We start from the raw sequence: 15,529 nt of genomic DNA on the forward strand, positions 1-15,529 counted from the left end.
CAGACGTCCACTCCCCAGGTTCCCCGCACGTGGGTTAGCACACCCTTACCCCCCAGAGGAGGTCCGCCCCCATGACGACCCTTCGCAAGGTGATGCTGGTGGATGACGAAGAGGACATCCGCGCCATCGGGAGGCTGAGCCTGAGTCGGGTGGGCAAATGGGACACGGTGCTCGCCGCGTCGGGCGCCGAGGCCCTCTCCAAGGCCGCCGAGGAGCTGCCGGACCTCATCCTCCTGGACGTGATGATGCCGGGCATGGACGGGCCCACCACCTTCGGTGAGCTGCGCAAGCAGGCGGCCACGTCGAGCACGCCCATCATCTTCATGACCGCCAAGGTCCAGAAGCAGGAGGTGGAGCGCTACCTGGGGCTCGGCGCGGTGGGCGTCATCAGCAAGCCCTTCGACCCCATGACGCTGCCCAAGGAGATTCGCAAGCTGGTGCCGGAGTGAGCGGCACGCGCCTGTCGAAGCGCTCCGTCGCCCTCGCGGTGGGGGCCCTGCTGGTGCTGTGCGCCCTGTTCGTGGTGGGCCGCCCCTGGGGCACCGCCCGCATCGACGCGTACCGCACGGGCCTGCAGCAGCTGCGTCTGGCGAGCGCGGAGCTGGAGCAGGACGTGCTCCGCGAGCGGCTGGGCCTGCCCGAGCGCCATGGCTCCCACGCCCAGGCCTTCGCGGCGCTGAAGGCCCGCGCGGAGTCGCTGCGCGAGGTGCCGCCCTTCCTGTCGGAGGAGGAGGCGCGGGTGATGGCCTCGTCGCTGGACGCGTACCTGGGCGCGCTGGAGGACAACCGGCTGCTCCTGGAGCGCTCGCGGGCGGCCCAGGCCCGGGGTGAGCAGCCAGGGGCGGACGCCGCGATGCAGGCCCTGTTGGAGCGCTCGGCCAGCGCGCAGGCGGAGCGGCTGGTAGGCACCTTCATCCAGTTGCACGAGCGGGCGCAGGTGGCCAACGAGCGCACGCGCGTCGTCTTCTTCGCGGCGTCGCTGCTCCTGGGGGCGTACGTGGTGGTGGTGCTGGTGCGGCTGTCGCGCGCGTCCGGGGAGCTGGCCACGCTCAACGCGGCGCTGGAGGAGCGCGTGGAGCAGCGCGGCCGGGAGCTCGTCGCCGCGAGCGAGGCGCAGCGCACCACCCAGGCGCGCAAGGCGGCCATCCTGGAGGCGGCGCCGGACGGCATCCTGCTCATCGACGAGGCGGGGCGGCTGCTGGAGCTCAACCCCACGGCGGAGAAGGTCTTCCGGCTCACGGCGGCCCAGGCGGTGGGGCGCGAGTTCCTGGGGCTCGCGCTGCCGGCCTCGTTGCCCGCGAGCAAGCGCGAGGAGGTCTCCGCCGCGCTCGGCGAGACGTCCGGCGTGGCCACGCGGCTGGAGTCGCCGTGCCTGCGCGCGGACGGGAGCATGTTCCCCGCGGAGCTGACGCTGGTGCGGGTGCCGGGCGAGGGGCCCGCGCGCTTCACCGCCTTCGTGCGCGACATCACCGAGCGCAAGGAGGTGGAGCGGATGAAGAACGAGTTCGTCTCCACGGTGAGCCACGAGCTGCGCACGCCGCTGACGTCCATCCGCGGCTCGCTGGGTTTGCTCGAGGGCGGCATCGTCGGCGAGGTGCCGGAGCCGGCGCTGGAGATGGTGCGCATCGCCCGCTCGAACACGGAGCGGCTCATCCGCCTCATCAACGACATCCTCGACCTGGAGAAGATGGAGGCGGGCATGCTGGAGCTGAAGCTCGCCTCGCTGGATGCGCGAGAGCTGGTGGAGGCGACGCTCAGCGGCCTGAGGGGCGTGGCGGACGCGGCGGGCGTGGTGCTGCGCGCGGACGTGGAGGAGTCGCCCCGCGTGCGCGGAGACCGGGACAGGCTCATCCAGGTGCTCACGAACCTGGTCTCCAACGCGGTGAAGTTCTCCACCGGCGGCGCGGAGGTGGTGGTGCGCGTGCTGCCGGAGGTGCCGGGGCGCGTGCGCTTCAGCGTGGTGGACTCCGGGCCCGGAATCCCCGAGGAGCAGAAGGACCGGCTGTTCGCGCGCTTCCAACAACTGGACGGCTCGGACACCCGCTCCAAGGGCGGCACGGGCCTGGGGCTGGCCATCTCGCAGGCCATCATGAACCAGCACGGCGGCGGCATCGAGGTGCTGAGCGCGCTGGGCAAGGGCTCCACCTTCACCTTCACGCTGGAGGCCGCCAGGCCCCTGTCGGGCTCGCACCCGGCGGTGGTGGCGGCGGCGACGGCGCGCGACACCAGCCGGCACGACGTGCTGGTGGCCACGGCGGATGGGGAGCTGTCCGCGTTGCTGCGCGGGTTGCTGTCGCAAGAGGGTTACCGCGTGGTGCGGGCGGTGAGCCTGGCGGAGGCGCAGAAGGTGCTGGAGGCCGAGCCGCCGGACGCGGTGGTGCTGGACACGCGGATACCGGACGGGCAGGCGCTGGACTGGGTGCGCTCCTTGCGGGAGCAGCCGCGCACGCGGGCGCTGCCGGTGGTGGCGCTGTCGGGGCGCTCGTCGGAGGGCGAGGGCGTGGGCACGCCGCTGGTGGTGGACTGGATGTCGCAGCCCTTGGAGGAGTCGGGGCTGCTCGGCGCGCTGCGCCACGCGATGCGGCGGCCGGGGCAGGCGAGGGTGCTGGTGGTGGACGACGACGTGGCCACGCGGCGGGTCATCTGCGCCAGGCTGGAGCGGCTGGGGCGGGTGCAGGTGTTCGAGGCGGCGGATGGGGAGAGCGCGGTGGAGCTGGCGCGGCGCACGCCGCCGGACCTCATCGTGCTGGACGTGGGGCTGCCGGGGCTGGACGGGTTCGAGGTGGTGGACATCCTGCGCCGGGGACGGGGGCGCACGACGCCGCTCATCGTCTTCACGGGGCGGGACCTGTCGCGCGCGGACCAGCGGCAGCTGACGTTGGGGATGACGCGGCACCTGAGCAAGGCGCGCTCGTCCGAGGAGGAGCTGGTGGCCTCGGTGCGCGAGCTGCTGCACGAGTTGCTGTCCGGCAAGGACGGCGAGCTGGAGACAAGGGCCGTTTCATGACCGACGCGAAGACGCTGCTGTTCCTCGAGGACGACAAGGACTTGCAGAGCCTGGTGTGCGCCTTCCTCCGGGAGAAGGGCTTCCGGGTGGAGACGGCGCGCACGGCGGCGGAGGCGCGGGCGGTGCTGGCGAAGGTGCCGGTGGACGCGGCCATCGTGGACGGCTTGCTGCCGGGGGTGACGGGGGCGGACTTCATCCGCGAGCTGCGCGGCCAGCAGCCGGACCTGCCGGTGTTGTTCGCGTCGGCGTTCTGGAAGGACCTGAAGAGCCACGAGCTGCTCACGCGGCAGCTCAAGGTGGCGCGCATCATCCACAAGCCGTACCGGCCGGACGAGCTGTACCTCTGGGTGAATCAGCTCTTCACCAAGGCGCTGCCGCCGGCGCCGGCGGGGCCTCGGGCCCTGGCGGACGTGGACCTGGTGCGCGACGAGCTGGCGGCGAGCCTGGTGGCGCTCAACCAGGAGTACGGCGCGCGGCTGAAGGACAAGGTGAGCGGGCTGGAGGCGCTCTTGTCGGCGGCGCGCGCGGGGGACGGGGTGGCGTTGGAGGAGGCGGGCGTCGTCGCGCACAAGCTGCATGGCACGGCGGGCAGCTATGGCTTCACGGAGGTGAGCCTGGCGGCGGGGCGGCTGGAGGATGCGCTCCGGGCGGGGAGGGACTGGGGCCTGGTGGACGTGGTGTTCCGGGAGCTGGCGGCGACGGCGTCCGTGCAGGTGACGCCGCCGGCGCGCAAGGAGGGGCCCTCGGCGGTGTTGCCCACGGAGGGGGTGTTGTTGGTGGTGGACGAGGACCCGGCGGTCCTCGAGGAGGCGCAGCGGCTGGGGCGCGCGCACGTGGTGCGGGTGTTGTCGGCACGCACGGCGGACGAGGCGGTGGTGTTGGCGCGCAGGCAGTGGGTGGACGGGGTGCTCATCCACATGCACCTGGGTGGGGAGATGGGCGGCATCCAGGCGGCGCACGAGCTGCGTTCGACGGAGGGGCTGGGCTCGTTGCCGTTGGGGTTCACGGGGGTGTCGGGCGGGTTGGAGGACCGGGTGGCGGCGGCGCACGCCGGGGGCTCGTTGTTCCTGCCCAGGCCCTTCACGGCGACGGACTTCGCGGCGGCGGCGGAGCGGATGGTTGCGGCGCGGCGGCCGGAGCGCTCGCGGGTGCTGGTGGTGGACGACGACCCGGAGGCCATCGCCGCGCTGGTGCACGCGCTGGCGAGCGAACAGATTGAGGTGGTGGGGTTGGGGGACGCGCACCGGTTGATGGAGGCGCTGGCGGAGCATCGGCCGGACCTGTTGCTGTTGGACGTGCAGATGCCGGGGCCGAGCGGCTTCGACCTGTGTCGGATTTTGAGGTCGATGCCGGCGTGGCAGGAGCTGCCGGTGTTGCTGATCACCGCGCACCTGGGGTTGGAGTTCCGGCTGGCGGCGTTCCAGGCGGGGGCGGACGACTACATCTCCAAGCCGGTGTTGAAGGAGGAGCTGCGGGCGCGGGTGCAGGCGCGGCTGGAGCGGGCGCGGCTGTCGCGCGAGCGCGCGGAGCGGGACGCGCTGACGGGGCTGATGTTGCGGCGGCCGTTCATCGAGGGGGTGAGGAGCCGGCTGTCGGAGGCGCAGCGTCAGCAGCGGCCGTTGTCGTTGTGCTTCCTGGACGTGGACCACTTCAAGCGGGTGAACGACAAGTACGGGCACCTGGCGGGGGACCGGGTGCTGACGCGGCTGGGGCGCCTGTTGGGCGCGCGGTTCCGGCGCGAGGACGTGCGCGGGCGCTGGGGAGGGGAGGAGTTCGTGGTGGGGCTGCTCGGGGAGACGGCGGCGAGCGCGAAGGCGATTCTGTCGCGGACGATGGCGGAGGTGGCGGAGATGACCTTCGACGGTGACGGCGGCGAGTCGTTCCGCGTGACGATGAGCGCGGGCATCGCGGAGTCGCCAGGAGATGGCGCGACGATGGAGGCGCTGCTGCGCGTCGCGGACGCACGGCTCAACCGCGCGAAGACGAACGGGCGCAACCGCATCGAGGTGTGAGCGGCGTCACTCCCCCGGAGGCTCCGTCAGCACCAGCAGTCCGCGCGACGTATCCACGACATAGACATGGCCATCCCCGGGCACCTGGAGCCCGGTGGCGCCTTCCTCCATCGAGTCCCCGCGTCCCGGGTCCGTCTCGCGGAAGCTGTTGAAGTACGCCACCTCGCGCGGCTTCGTGGGGTTGCTCACGTCCAGCACGCGCAGCCCCTCCTGGTGGTACGTCACGTACAGCCGCGAGCCCCTCAGCTCCATCGCTCGCGGGGACACCACGGCGCGCAGGCCGTACTCCCCTATCTTCACGATGTGCCGCGGCTCGCTGACATCCAGCGCGCGCAGCCGCGCCCCCATGCCCAGGCTGCTCTCGAAGGCCACGATGCGCCCGCCGAACGTGCCCACCGCGCTCGCTCGGCTGTTGGCGTACGGATACGTGTAGTGCCCCAGCACCCGGACCCCCGAGGACGCGCGCGCGTCGACGACCTGCAGCCCCGCGCCCCGGTGATTCACATACAGCCGGCCCTCGTAGCTCACCGGGCCCCGGGAGGACGGCTGGTCCGGCATGCGCATGCCGGAGACGATGCGCTCCAGCAAGCGCGGCTCCGCGGGCTCGCTGATGTCGAACATCAAGGTGCCCACCGCCGCGTCCGTGGACACGGCATACAGCCGGTCCCGGTCCACGCTCACCATCGACACTCCCGGCGAGGCCCTCGCGGACACGCGGCGCACCAGCACCGGCGCCGAGGGCACGGAGACGTCGAGCACCACCACCCCCGAGCTGGCGCTCGCGACGTAGAGCATCCCGCCCTTGAACGTCGCGCCCCGCCAGTCCGTGTCCCCTGGCGTGCTCAGCTCCGCCACGCGCAGAGGCACCGCCGGGTCGCTCACGTCGAACACCGTGAGCCCCCCCGGCCGCCCACGCCGGTCCTGCGAGATGACATACGCATGGCGGTCGATGAGCTGCACGTCCACGGCCGGACCCAGGCCCACCGCGCGCTCGGACACCAGCCGCATCCCGCCGGAGATTTCATGCTCGCCCTGGAAGCGCGTGACGCGCTCGGCGCGGAACGTCCCCGACTCCACCAGCACCCCGTCCCGGCACCGCGTGAAGCACCCCGTGACGACGCGAGGGTTCACCGCGTTGCAGCCCGCGAAGGTGAACAGACCCCCATCCGGCGTCTCGCTGGCGATGAACAGCGTCCGCGCGTCCCAGACGCCCGCCACGGCGTTGGCGCCCTGCACCTGCTCGGGCGTCCCCGCCGCGTTCAGCTTGAAGCCCCCGCCCATGGGCACGAAGCGCGCGGGGGCGCCGTTGCGCGCATCGATGCGCAGGAGGCTGCGATACACCCCCATGCGCTCCAGCTGCTCCAGCGTGTGGCGTCGACAGCCGGACAGGTCGAAGGACTCCAGGCTGCCGCACGCGGCCCCGCTCTCGACGACGCCGCAGACGGACAGCGGCCCGTAATCACTCCAGTCGCCGAGCTCCTCCAGCGGCGTGTAGCGCCCATCCCAAGGGGGCTCATCCGACGACGCGCAGCCCGTCGCCAGACAGGCGAGCAGTGCCATCGACGCTGGCAGCGCGGGCCGCATCGCGTACCTCCCGGGTGCAGAGCCACGCGCCGGCCAGCGAGCTCCCGCTCCAGGATTGTAGGAATGAGGTCGTCCGCTCGGGAAGCGCACGCCGCCGCGGAGTGGTGAACGCCATACGTCTTGGGGGATGTGCCCTGTGTTCGCACCCACCCACCACGGCGGATGCGGGACGCCCGGTGTCCACGGGGACACATCCCGAACGCCCCCGACGCCAGCAGGCGCTGACCCGCACGCCTGGCCGGGGAGCCGGGCCGACCCGACGATGCGCCGATTCGCCCTGAATCGGCGCTCTCCCGCGAGCGAGGGCTCCCGTTTAGTTCTTCACCATGAACGACACACAGGTGAAGGACGTGGTGATTGTGGGGGGTGGCCCGGCGGGCCTGAGTGCCGCGCTGATCCTGGGACGGGGCCGCAAGCGGGTGCTGCTGTGCGACGCGGGCGCTCCGCGCAACGAGCGGGCGGAGCACATGCACGGCTTCGTCACCCGGGACGGCATCCCCCCCGCGGAGTTCCGCGCCATCGGCCGCGAGCAGCTGCGCCCCTACGACGTCGACGTGCGCAACGTGCGCGTCGAGCGCATCGAGCCCAAGGGGACACGCTTCCAGGTGACGCTGGGCGACGGCCAGGTCGTCGAGGCCCGCAAGGTGCTCCTGACGACGGGCCTGGTGGACCAGGTGCCGGACCAGCCCGGCTTCCGCGAGCTGTGGGCGCACAGCGTCTTCCAGTGTCCGTACTGCCACGGCTGGGAGATTCGGGACCGGGGCTGGGGCGTGCTCGTCCCCGAGGAGAACACCCATCACCCGTACGTCGACTTCGTCCTCTTCCTGAAGGGCTGGACCTCCAACCTCACGCTCTACACCCAGGGCCATCTGGCGCTGACCGCCGAGCAGCGCGAGTCCCTGCGCCGCGCCGAGGTGCGCGTCGTCGAGGGCAAGGTGCGCGGCCTCATCCCCACCCAGGATGGCCAGCACCTGGAGGCGGTGGAGCTGGAGGACGGCACCCGCGTGCCGCAGGAGTACCTCTTCGCGCACCCGCCCCAGAAGCAGACGGCGCTGGTCCAGGGCCTGGGGCTCGCGCTCGACGAGCTGGGCTTCGTCAAGGTGGGCCCGACGCTGGAGACCTCCGTGCCCGGCATCTACGCGGCCGGAGACCTCACTACGCGCCTGCAGGGGGCGCTGGTGGCCGCGTCGGCGGGCGCGATGGCGGCCTACACGCTGAACCACCTGCTCAACATGGACGCCCTGGGCCTGGCGCACCCGGCCTGACGCCGGCTTGAGCCCGGCCCCGCCAACCGCTACGAGAACGACCCCATGGCGTCCACCGAGCAGTCCTGTGTGCATCCCCCCTCCACGCTGCGCCAGGACTTCGAGGAGAAGCGGCGGCTCACGTGGGTCGGCACGCTGGGGCCCGTGGCGCCCCTGCGAGTCACCCCCCGCGCCAGGGTCCACGCGTACGCCGCCATCGTCCTGGTGTTGAAGGGCGAGTCACACGTGCGGCACGCGGGGGACCTGGTGCTGCGCGCGGGCGACGTGCACCTCATCCCACCGGGAGATGCGCATGGCCATGAGCACTCGGACGCGCAGGGCCTGGGGCTGGGCTTCTATCCCGAGGCCCTCTCCGCGAACGCCGAGGAGCGCGAGGCGCGCCTGGGGCCGCTGCTGCGCGTGCGCGCGGGCTGCCACCCCGTCTTGCGTCCCACCAGCGTGCAGCGCCGCCGCCTGCTGCGCTGGATGCGCCTGATGGAGGAGGAGCAGACCCGGAACGAGCGCGGCAACGAAGAGGCGAGCCTGTCCCTGCTGCGCCTGGTGCTCATCGAGCTGGAGCGGATGGCCTCCCCCGAGGCCCTCACCGAGCCCGCCTCCGTGGGCCTCAGCCGCCGGGCGCTCACGTACATCGAGACCCACTGCCTGGAGCCCCTGTCCCTGGCGAAGGTGGCGAAGGAGCTGGGCCGCTCGGCGCCACACGTCGCGGGCGTGGTGCGCCAGGAGACGGGCCGCACCGTGGGCGAGTGGATTCTCGAGTGTCGGATGGCCGAGGCCCGCAGCCGGCTGCGCCACACCGACGAGCGCGTGGACATCGTCGCGGACCGGGTGGGTTACGCGGATGTGACGCACTTCATCCGACTCTTCCGTCGCGTGCATGGTGTGACACCCGCCGCATGGAGGCGACGCATGGCGCCAGGGGTGCGCTGAACGCACGTTCTCTATTTCGTGGGGCGAATGGATTGACAGGAAACTGTCATCTGGGTAGTTCCGGGGCATGCCGACGCCGATGAGGGACTCATCGGGAGCAAGCCTTTCGAGGGCTGCTCCCCGAGGGGCGGTTGCGTGCCCATGCTTCAGCGCAGCAGCGGGACAGCACGGGCGGTGTCGCTGATGGCGACGCGAGCGAGTCGAGGAGGCAGGGGCGCCGCGCGGCCCGTGTGTCTCAACCCCGAGGAGGGGTCTTCCGCTCCGGAGGGAGGCGGCGCGCCGCCGCTGTTGTGCCCGTTCTGGTTCAACCTGGGACCGCAGGTGGCGGCCAACGACACGGAGTCCCCGTCCCGTAGGAAGGGTCGTCGCAAGAGCGGGCCCACCGCGTCCTGAGCCTTCAGTCCGACGTGTCGCGCCCCGAGCGGGACACCGTCTCGTGAGCGAGGGCGCGGAAGTGCTGCGCGGCGGGTGACGGCCGCCGTCCAGGGAAGGCCACGACCAATTCCGCGTGGCCGGGCGCGCCGCTCAGGGGGCGGAACACGACGCCCTTGGGGCACAGGGCCTGCGAGGACGCGGGCGCGATGGTCAGCCCCAGCCCCGCCTCCACCATGCCGACGACGGAGGGCCACGAGCGCGCCTCCTGTCGGATGTTGGGGGAGAAGCCCGCCGCCAGACACATGCTCGTCACCAGGTCGTGCAGGCCGGGCGCGGAGTGGCGGGGGAACAGGACGAAGGGCTCGTGCGCCAGCGAGGACAGCGCCACGACGCGCTGCCTCGCGCGAGGGTGACGGGCGGGCAGGGCGAGCACGAAGCGCTCGCGCAGGAGTCGCTCCACGGTGAGGCCCTCGTGGCGGAAGGGCGCGCGCAGGATGGCCAGGTCCAGCTCCCCCGAGGCCAGCGCCGCGCCGACGTTGAGCGTCTCGCTGTCATCCAGCTCCAGCTTCACCTTGGGGAAGCGCGTGCGGAAGCGCAGCACGATGTCCGGCAGCACGCCGAACGCCGAGGACGCCGCGAAGCCGACGCGCAGCGTGCCCGACTCGCCGCTCGCGGCCTCGCGCACGGCGTGGGTGGCGTCCACGCGTCGGGCGAGCAGCGCGCGCGCCTCCTCCAACAGCCGCGCCCCGGCGGCGGTGAGGGCCACGTGGCGGCTGGTGCGCGTGAGCAGCTCGACGCCCAGCTCGGACTCCAGCCGGCGGATCTGTTGGCTGAACGGCGGCTGCGCCATGCCGATGCGCGCGGCGGCGCGTCCGAAGTGCAGCTCCTCCGCCACGGCGATGAAGAGCTGGAGCTGACGGAATTCCATATCGAGACGATATCCGTCTGGATGGGTGCTGAAAGAGATATTGGTCGTGAAGGATGCGGCTCCCTAGCATCGGTGCATGCGACTCTCCTTCCTCGCCCTGATGCTCACGACGCTGACGGGTGCGCCCGTCCTCGCGGACCCGCCCGGTCCGGTCTTCGCGCCCGTCCCGGACACGAGCACCCAGGCCAGGCTGGACCTGGCGGACCGGTACCTCCGGCGCGTGGAGCTCGTGCGGGACAGCCTGGTGCCGCCCCGGTGGCTGCGCGAGGGAGACCGCGTGGTCTTCTGGGCCCGCGAGGGCAAGGACGGCGGGACGTGGGTGCTGGCGCACGCGAGGACGGGCGAGCTCGAGCCGCTCGTGTCCGGGGAAGCGCTGCGCCGCCAGCTCTCCGCGCTCCTGGGCAGGCCGGTGACGGCGCCGCGCTTCCACGACGTCGCGCTGGCGCCGGATGAGCAGGGCATCGTGTTCCAGCTCGACGGGAAGGCCTTCGGACTGGGCCTGTCGGGAGGCAAGGTTACGCGGCTGTCGCCCCAGGACCGGGCCGCGCTGACGCTGTCTCGCGAGCATGTCCTCGCGCCGCGTGGAGGCGCGCTCGCGGTGCGGAAGGAGGGCGGCTTCGCGGTGCTGGGCGCGGATGGGGCCACCGTGGTGGAGCGCCAGGGCGAGGAGCGGCTCGACTGGCGGATTCCCGAGCGAGCCTGGTCGCCGGATGGTCGCTACCTCGTGGTGTGGCGCGAGGACACGCGCGCGGTGCACCGGGTCCCCGTCGTGGACTACTCCACCGCGCTGGAGAAGGTGACGACGGTGCCGTACGCGAAGGTGGGGACGCCGCTGCCGCGCTCGGAGCTGCACCTGGTCGACGTGACGACGGGGAGCGTGACGCGCGTCGCCCCCGTCGAGGGTGAGACGTATGACTTCTTCGCGGGCTGGAACCCCGAGGGCACGGAGGCGCTGTGCCTCCACCTCTCGCGGGACGCGAAGCGGCTGGACCTCACCGCGGTGACGCCGGGGAGTGCCCAGCGTCGGCACGTGCTGCGCGAGGAGCGCCCGGAGACGTTCGTCGCGGGCCTCGACTTCGCGGTGGGCGGCTTCGAGCTGCAGGTGACCGCGCTGCCCTCGGAGCGCGGCTACCTGTGGATGTCCGAGCGCGACGGCTGGCGTCATGTGTACGCGTATGACCGCGCGGGGAAGCTCGTGCGGCAGGTGACGCGGGGGGCCTTCCCCGTGCACCAGGTCGTGTCCCTGGCGCCCACCGGTGACGCGCTCTACGTGCTGGCGTCCGCGGACAGCGGCGCGCCCTACGAGCAGCTCATCTACCGGGGCAGCCTGAAGGGCGGCGCGCTGACGCGGCTGTCCCCGGGCTCGGGGATGCACCGGATGACGCCGTCCCCCTCGGGCCAGTACTACGTCGACACCTGGTCCTCGCGCACGCAGCCCCGCGTCCGGGAGCTGGTCTCCGTGAAGGGGGGCCGGCGCGTGCGCCTCACCACGTCGGACGCGAGCGAGCTGGAGGCGCTCGGCGGCACGAAGCCGGAGCCGCTGCTCGTCAAGGCGGCCGACGGCGTCACGCCCCTGCACGGCGTGCTCTACAAGCCGCGCGACTTCGACCCGAAGAAGCGCTACCCCGTCATCGCGCACATCTACGCGGGGCCCTTCCTCTCGGTGGTGCCATGGAGCTACATCGGCAACTACGAGTCATTGACGGCCAGCGCACTCGCGCAGCTCGGCTTCGTGGTGGTGCTGCTGGACCCGCGCGGAGGGCCCGGACTGAGCAAGGCCTTCCAGGACGCGAACCACGGCCGCGTGGGCCAGACGGAGATTCCCGACTACGTCACGGGCCTGGAGCAGGCCGCGTCCACGCGTCCGTGGATGGACCTGGAGCGCGTGGGGCTCCATGGGGCTTCGTGGGGTGGCTACTTCACGCTGCGAGGCATGCTGACGGCGCCGGACTTCTTCAAGGCGGGCTATGCGGTGGCGCCGGGCGCGCTGGAGGAGGAGGCCATCATCAACGAGCCCTACCTCGGCCTGCGCGACCAGAATCCCCAGGGCTACGCGGCGGGCGACAACCTCGCGCTCGCGCACCAGCTGAAGGGGCAGCTGAAGCTGATGCACGGCACCAGCGACGTGAACGCCACGCTCTCGGTGACGATGCGGATGGCGGACGCGCTCATCAAGGCGGGCAAGCGCTTCGAGCTGCTCCTCATGCCTGGCGAGCCCCACTCCCCGCGGGGCGCGGCCAGTCGCTACTCCCGGGACGACGTGGGCCTGTTCTTCCTGCGCACGCTGGGCGAGCCCCGGTGAACGGCGCCTGGGGCACGAACGCACCCTGGGGTAGACTCCGGCCGTGGCCAGAGTCCGTCTTCGGTGTGTGAACTGCGGTGCCCCCTTCCTCAAGTCCGTGGAGCGTGAGTCGACGTGCGGCCATTGCGGCGCGGACCGGCCCCGGCTCTCGAACAACCCTCTCCCCCTCGGGTGGAAGGAGGTCCCGGCGCCCAGGTCGTCGAACGACACGAAGGTCATCGTCGCCTGGGGGCTGCTGGGCATCGGCCTCACGGGCGGCCTGCTCGCCGCCACCCTGATGCTGGCGCTGTCCCCTCACGACGAGCCCCCTCCCCGGGTCGTCACGCCCAGGCCGGTCTCGCCGCCCCCGCCCCCCATCGTCACGCCTCCGCCGCCGCCTCCTCCCATCGTGGAGGCACCGCCGCCCGTGCCTGAAATCATCGTGGAGAAGCCCGTCAAGCGGCCGCCTCCGCCGATGCCCAGGACGAACGAGGCCTGGGGCGCCCTCCAGCTCGCGAAGAAGCTGCGCCAGTACGACTACTGCGGCAAGGAGGCCATCCTCCGGGACGGCACCATCCCTCGCCGCTTCACGCTCCACGCGCGGTTCGACGCGAACGGCGAGGGCATGCGGGGCCACGTCCTCCCCAAGACATCCGTGCGGATGCTCGATGCCTGCATCAAGAACAGGACGAAGTACGTCTACCTGGGCACGCCTCCCGAGAAGCGCGAGTTCGAGGTGGAGGTGACCCTGTCCTTCGCGCACCTGCGTCCCAAGGGCAAACCCGAGACGTACGATGACCAGTGGAGTGTCCTCTATGACGACTGAGTCCGGGCGTCGCCGAGGGCTTCCGCCAGGAAGTCGATAAGTCACGCGGGAGCGCATTGGAGGCCTCCGGGTGACGCGTGTCTCCTCCCGGTGCGCGACCGCCCCATGTCGGGGCTGTTCCGTCGCGACCCAGGAACACGACATGTCCTCACGTGATGTCCGCCGGTCCCTCGTCTGCGCGGTGCTGGTCTCGGGAGTGCTCTGGCTTCCCTCCGCCCGCGCGATCACCCCGCGGGACCCGACGGAGCGGCACCACGACGCGCGCCTGTCGCACAACGCGGGCCCGCGCCGGCGCGTCTCCGCGGTCCAAGGTGAAGCGGAGGCCCGCCTGCGTCGCGCGGTGCCGGAGCTCCGCGTGGAGGTGGACCCCTCGACGGGGCGGGTGCGCTCGCTGGTGAACCTGGTGGGCGCGCTCTCCGAACCCGCGCCGGGAGACGCGCTGGCCGTGGGGCTGGCGTTCGTCCAGCGCAACCTCGACGTCCTGGGTCTGGAGCTCGCGGACGTGGCGGACCTGGAGGTGGCTGACCGGGTCTACTCCAGGCCCAGCGGCGCCACGCACCTGTATCTGCGACAAAGGTACAACGGTGTCGAAGTCTACAATGCGCGGCTGCAGCTCAACGTGGACCGCGAGGGGCGCATGCTCGCGGTGCACAGCGACCTGCAGCCCTCGGTGGAGTCGACGCTCGTGGGCACCACGCCTCGCCTGGGCGCCGCCGAGGCGGTCCGGAGCGCGGCGAAGCACCTGGGGGTGCCGCTGGCCCGAGCGCCGCGAGCGCTCGAGGCGGAGCCGGGCCCGGCGCGGCGCACCCGGGTCGAGGTGGCGGGCCTGTCGAGCGAGCCCATCGACGCGTCGCTCGCGGTGCTGCCCCTGCGTCGGGGGGAGTCCCGCTGGGTGTGGCGCTTCCTGGTGCACACGCTGGATGCACGGCACGCCTACGAGCTGACGGTGGACGCGGAGACGGGCGAGGTCTGGACGCGCTTCGACCAGGTCGCGAGCGATTCATACAAGGTCTACCCGATGCCGGTGGAGGGCCCCCACCACACGGCCCCGCTGCCGCCCGCGGATGGACGCGCGACGGAGGCGTCACCCCACGGCTGGCACGACACGGACGGCGTCGCGGGCGCGGAGTACACCACGCCGCGCGGCAACAACGTCCATGCGTACGAGGACCGCGACGCGAACAACCTGCCGCCCACGTCGGGAGAGCCGGACTGTGGCGTGAGGCTCGACTGCGTCTTCCCGCTCGACCTCACGGGCGCGCCGTCCACGTACGTCTCGGCGTCCGTCGTGAACCTGTTCTATTGGAACAACCGCCTGCACGACGTGCTGTACCAGTACGGCTTCGACGAGGTGGCCGGCAACTTCCAGGTCAACAACCTGGGGCGGGGCGGCCTGGGCAACGACGACGTGCGCGCCGAGGCGCAGGACGGCGGTGGCATCAACAACGCCAACTTCCTCACGCCGCCGGACGGGGTGCGTCCGCGCATGCAGCTCTACCTGTGGACCGCGCCGGACCCGGACCGGGACGGCTCGCTCGACAGCGGCATCATCGCCCACGAGTACGGCCACGGCGTCTCCAACCGGCTCGTCGGTGGGCCCTCCATCGTCTCGTGCCTCACCAACCGCCAGCAGCCCGGCGAGGGGCTCAGCGACTTCCTGGCGCTCGTGTTCACCGCGCGCCCGGGCGACACCGCGAACACGCCGCGCGGCGTGGGCACCTATCTCCTGAACCAGGCCATCACGGGCGCGGGGCTCCGTCCGCAGCCGTACACGCTGGACTCCCTGCGCAACACCTGGACCTACGAGAGCAGCAACACGCTGCCCGTACCCCACGGCGTGGGAGCGGTGTTCGCGCAGGCCCTGTGGGAGGTGTACTGGGCGCTCGTCACGCAGTGGGGCTTCGACGCGAACCTCCACGACGCCCAGGGCGGCGCGGGCAACCAGCGCATGCTGCTGTACTTCATCGAGGGCCTGAAGCGCGCCCCCTGCAACCCCTCCTTCCTCCAGACGCGCGACGCCATCATCAGCGCGGCGCACACGCTGCACGGAGGCGAGGACGTCTGCCGCATGTGGCGCGCCTTCGCGGGCTTCGGCCTGGGCTCCAACGCCACCGCCTTCAACGCCGTCGCCGTCAACGGCCATGCCGTGCCGTCCTCGTGCGACTTCGTCAGGGGCCGCGACGACGCTCCTTCGCGCACCCCGCGCTGAGCACCACCCGACACGTCCTGGACGGTGGTCCTCTTGATTCGAGAAATAGTGTCGATCCCAGGAAAACTCCGGGGCAGGGTTTGAGGCACCCCTGTGAGGGTTTCCATCGAGAGGA

10 protein-coding genes are annotated in these 15,529 nt (G+C 71.9%); 8 read left to right on the forward strand and 2 right to left on the reverse strand.

Annotated elements, in window-relative coordinates; translation table 11 throughout:
• Positions 1-71 precede the first annotated feature (71 nt).
• From K8640_RS34745 to K8640_RS34755, 3 genes are read left to right on the forward strand one after another with little or no spacing between them, the layout of a single operon-like run.
• Entirely contained in the window at positions 72-449 is a 378-nt protein-coding gene (locus tag K8640_RS34745) for a response regulator (protein WP_223751001.1), read from the forward strand.
• Positions 446-3,007, forward strand: coding sequence for an ATP-binding protein (locus K8640_RS34750; RefSeq protein WP_223751002.1), 2,562 nt, complete (start codon positions 446-448; stop codon positions 3,005-3,007). The genes K8640_RS34745 and K8640_RS34750 overlap by 4 nt, the downstream gene beginning before the upstream one ends.
• On the forward strand, positions 3,004-5,019 hold the full coding sequence (locus K8640_RS34755) for a response regulator (protein ID WP_223751003.1): 2,016 nt from the start codon (positions 3,004-3,006) through the stop codon (positions 5,017-5,019). Before K8640_RS34750 ends, K8640_RS34755 begins: the two co-directional genes overlap by 4 nt.
• Positions 5,020-5,025: 6 nt before the next feature.
• Here K8640_RS34755 and K8640_RS34760 read toward each other — a convergent pair whose 3' ends face one another.
• The gene (locus K8640_RS34760) at positions 5,026-6,603 is read right to left on the reverse strand and encodes an LVIVD repeat-containing protein (RefSeq protein ID WP_223751004.1); all 1,578 of its coding nucleotides are present in this window, start codon (positions 6,601-6,603) and stop codon (positions 5,026-5,028) included.
• A gap of 326 nt (positions 6,604-6,929) precedes the next feature.
• On the opposite strand from K8640_RS34760, the gene K8640_RS34765 reads away from it, so the two are divergent.
• The gene (locus K8640_RS34765; protein ID WP_223751005.1) at positions 6,930-7,868 is read left to right on the forward strand and encodes an NAD(P)/FAD-dependent oxidoreductase; all 939 of its coding nucleotides are present in this window, start codon (positions 6,930-6,932) and stop codon (positions 7,866-7,868) included.
• Between the two features lie 45 nt (positions 7,869-7,913).
• Positions 7,914-8,795, forward strand: coding sequence for an AraC family transcriptional regulator (locus K8640_RS34770; RefSeq protein ID WP_141332502.1), 882 nt, complete (start codon positions 7,914-7,916; stop codon positions 8,793-8,795).
• 397 nt (positions 8,796-9,192) lie between these two features.
• On the opposite strand, the gene K8640_RS34775 is transcribed toward K8640_RS34770, so the two are convergent.
• Positions 9,193-10,098 (reverse strand): LysR family transcriptional regulator, encoded by a 906-nt coding sequence (locus K8640_RS34775; protein WP_223751006.1) that lies wholly within the window; start codon positions 10,096-10,098, stop codon positions 9,193-9,195.
• A gap of 76 nt (positions 10,099-10,174) precedes the next feature.
• Here K8640_RS34775 and K8640_RS34780 point away from each other — a divergent pair, with 76 nt between their 5' ends.
• From K8640_RS34780 to K8640_RS34790, 3 genes are all read left to right on the forward strand, one after another.
• The gene (locus tag K8640_RS34780) at positions 10,175-12,400 is read left to right on the forward strand and encodes a DPP IV N-terminal domain-containing protein (protein ID WP_223751007.1); all 2,226 of its coding nucleotides are present in this window, start codon (positions 10,175-10,177) and stop codon (positions 12,398-12,400) included.
• Between the two features lie 67 nt (positions 12,401-12,467).
• Entirely contained in the window at positions 12,468-13,205 is a 738-nt protein-coding gene (locus K8640_RS34785; protein ID WP_223751008.1) for a hypothetical protein, read from the forward strand.
• A 142-nt stretch (positions 13,206-13,347) separates the two neighbouring features.
• Positions 13,348-15,414: a M36 family metallopeptidase gene (locus K8640_RS34790; protein ID WP_223751009.1), complete on the forward strand. Its 2,067-nt coding sequence runs from the start codon at positions 13,348-13,350 to the stop codon at positions 15,412-15,414.
• Positions 15,415-15,529: the final 115 nt, after the last annotated feature.

The sequence above is a fragment of the Myxococcus sp. XM-1-1-1 genome (genome assembly GCF_020037095.1).
Lineage (GTDB): Bacteria > Myxococcota > Myxococcia > Myxococcales > Myxococcaceae > Myxococcus > Myxococcus fulvus.